This is a genomic window from Endozoicomonas sp. ONNA1, from assembly GCF_024606325.1.
Taxonomy (GTDB): domain Bacteria; phylum Pseudomonadota; class Gammaproteobacteria; order Pseudomonadales; family Endozoicomonadaceae; genus Endozoicomonas_A.
Genome location: NZ_JAHHPN010000543.1, coordinates 1 through 3,289, shown reverse-complemented (window position 1 = coordinate 3,289; position 3,289 = coordinate 1). Strand labels below are relative to the sequence as shown.

Below are 3,289 nucleotides of genomic sequence, written 5' to 3'. Positions count from 1 at the left end.
GTTAAGGGTTGCAGGATTTCCAGGTAGAGCCTTTGCATATAGTCGAGTCTCAGCACCCCTGACAGTGGTTGCAACCGGACTGTATACTGTTCCCAGAGGCTCTCATCCGACAATGACTTCAGCCGCTTGGCGAAATAGACAAAACGCTCCCTGTCTTCATCGGAAGAAAACAAAGCCGTTGCCTTATTTAACACGGGCAAAGGCACGGTTTTATCCGCATGATGCCAGAAAAAAATCCGATCCTTTTCGCTGGTCTGAAGGTAGCGCTCGACGCCCTTTCCCCCATAAGAAGACAGAAGCTTTATCAATGATTCCAGCATCAGAACGGTTTCAGTGTTTTCATGTATTTCAAGAAATTGTTTTAAAACCGACCAGTTTAGTGACCAGCCCGGCTTAGGGGTGGCGAGATAGAGAGCGACCGTTTTTATCTGGTGATTGAATTTATCATCTTCTTCAGCTCTTTCATTATCTGAATCGCTGTCTTCTGAAGTGAATTCTCTAAACAGGCTCTTTTTCAGTTGTGTTTCCCGGTATTGCAGTTCCTCAATGGCAGGTAGCCCTTCTGATGCCCAGAGCCTGGCCATAATTTGCAGGAGTAGGTGATTGGGGGCTGTCCAGCAACTTGTCCAGTCCATCACTTGTTTCACTGCCTTATATTTGAGCACGCCTTGACCATTGTTCATGGAAGAAAAGGCGCGGAAGCACTCCATACTGAACTCACCATTTTTTTCTCTCCATTCAGACCAGTTCAGTACCTCTTTCACTTCCTCATATTTTGGCATACGTCTGGTGTAGTACATTAATGAGAAAGAGTGTAATAGCTCCATATTGAACTCGCCATACTTGTCTTTCCATTCCGGCCAGCTCAGTACCTTTATCACCTCACTCTGTTTGGGCATGCCTTTGCCATGATTCATAGACGAGAGGGCGCTGAACAACTTCCTATTGAACTTGCCATCCTTGCCTCTCCATTCCGGCCAGCTCAGTATCTCTATTACCTCATTATGTTTGGGCATGCCTCTGCCATGATTCATAGACGAGAAGGCAAGGAACAGCTCAATACTGAACTTGCCATCTATGCCTCTCCATTCCGGCCAGCTCAGTATCTCTATCACCTCATTATGTTTGAGCATGCCTCTGCCACGGTTCATAGACGAGAGGGCGAGGAACAAGTTCATATTGAACTTGCCATCTTTGTCTTTCCATTCCCGCCAGCCCAGCACCGCTTTCACTTCCTCATGCTTGGGCAAGCTTTTGCCATTATTCATTGACGCAAAGGAAGAGAATACAGCCAGAGTCGCTAAATATTCGAGTTCATCCTGACTGCGTTGGGCAAAATCAAGGATATGTTCTTCTCTATTCTCCAGCATGTTGGTCAGTATGCTGGTACTTTCGACGGTTTCATGAAGGTGCTCAAAAAATACGATCGCATTACGGAAGAAGCCATTAAAAGACCTTCTTTCTACATGGCTAAGTAGCCTGTAAAAAGAGTGTTTGACAGTGATGTTTTTTTTCTCGAATACCTTCATCAGGGTTTTCGCTTTTTCCAGCTCTTGCTCAGTTAATTCGTAATGGATATTTTCTTTTACTTTTTCCAGTGGGTTATCTGTAACTTGAGTTTTTGCCCTTTTTCTTAGTTTGTCCGCTGGTGCTCCTGAAGCAACGACTTTCAAAGTATTTCTCTTTTTATCCAGGCCATTCTTTTCTATCTGAACAGGTTCCGATGAATCAGGCTCTGTTTCTTCCGGCGTTCGTCCAGCTCCTTTATTATCATGAGTGTCCGACAGGCACTTATCGCATAAAAACACTGAAGCAGCTGCATCACCGGCTATACGACGTAATTCCTGAGTATTCAGTGCATTGTTACACCTTGAGCATGTAACAACCGAATTTTCTTGATCCTGCTCAGCTGAGGGTTTCAGTGGGTCATCGCCTCCATCACCACTGCCGCCTGTCGAACCGGTTTCCTGGTTATGGGCTGCGGTTCCACTCATCTGGCCGGATTGGCCAGTCTGACCTGTTGTTGCGGTCATTGATGCATTGGCCTGTCTGGAGGGTTGACCTTTTTCTCCGTTATCCGCCTGACGACCAGAATATTTGCCAGAAACGATCTCACGGTAAACACTGAGTTCGTGATCATTCTGTGCCAGCAATGCCTGAATCAGAACCGGATGCATCGTGGCAGGGTCTGAGCTTTCCAGATCAAGTAGATCCGCTTCAATAACCATGATCCGGTCTGACATTATCCGGGCCAGAATGGTTTGGCCTTTTATAATCGACCATAGTCGTTTAATTCGCAAGATTCGAAGCAATTGTTTTTTTTGTTGCAGGCATTTTTGAACAGGGTCAGGAACGAGGTTAAGGTCAGGCTGGGGCTCTGGGTCAGGAGTCCGGTTGTTTCCGTCAGGTGGCTCGTCGTCATCAACTTCCCCGGCAGCACCCAAGGCGATCAGTGCCTTGCAATGGTTCTCCGGGTATTCATGTAACACAGCCTTCAGGTCAATGCGGTGTTTTTGCTTTATTGGCCAAATCGGTAGAGGAGGCAATGGGAGAGGCGCAAGTGGACTTTTATTCGGTAGTAGCTGGAACAAGCTGAGGGCGAACTGCATAAATTCAACTGACAGAGAGTTGGGCTGTTCAGGTTCAGCCAGCATATTGGTAGAGAGGAAATGCGCTGGTACCGGGCTTGAGCCGACTAATCCCAGAGCGGGCAGCGACTCCCCATACATTATGGTTACTAACAGAAGCAGTGATCGGACCATCGAGTGGGCAGTTTCGTTTTTTTGTGGCTCTCTCCTGGACCCGAGCTTAAAAAAAATCAACATCCGAGACCTCATTCGCTATTGGAAATATTTCGTCATTTTCACGACGTCCGGCGTAATGTACAGGCTCATTAACTGACCTCTACCATTTGCACCGGAATGTATAGCACTGCAATGACCAGCCTGCCATGAAGGGAGTTAGCGAAAAGCTTTTTTTGGTATTAGAAAAACTATAATGGTTTTGTCACCCCGGGTTTCAAATTTACAGTTCTGTGCTCATCCCTGAGTTCATCGCTTTTCTAAAACCAAATCTTACGACAGTTGTTAGGAATAAAACATCGGCGTTTCAGTAAAATTTCAGCACGTTTGCCGTAGATGAAAGAATCTATGAACCACTCTGTTTTAGTTTCTTGCCCCTTATCCTCTCGTCTATCCTCACTGCTCGTATCCATAGAAAAAATAAGGATAGAATCATTAAAAGTCTACTCTTGCACGTATTGGTCTTTGTGCCTTTCGTCTGCCCGGTT

The 3,289-nt window shown here is 46.0% G+C and carries 1 protein-coding gene; it reads right to left on the bottom strand.

Annotated elements, in window-relative coordinates:
- Window positions 1-2,762 (bottom strand): hypothetical protein (locus KDK19_RS12510; RefSeq protein ID WP_257292091.1); only part of this gene is annotated, 2,762 nt, incomplete at its 3' end.
- Window positions 2,763-3,289: the final 527 nt, after the last annotated feature.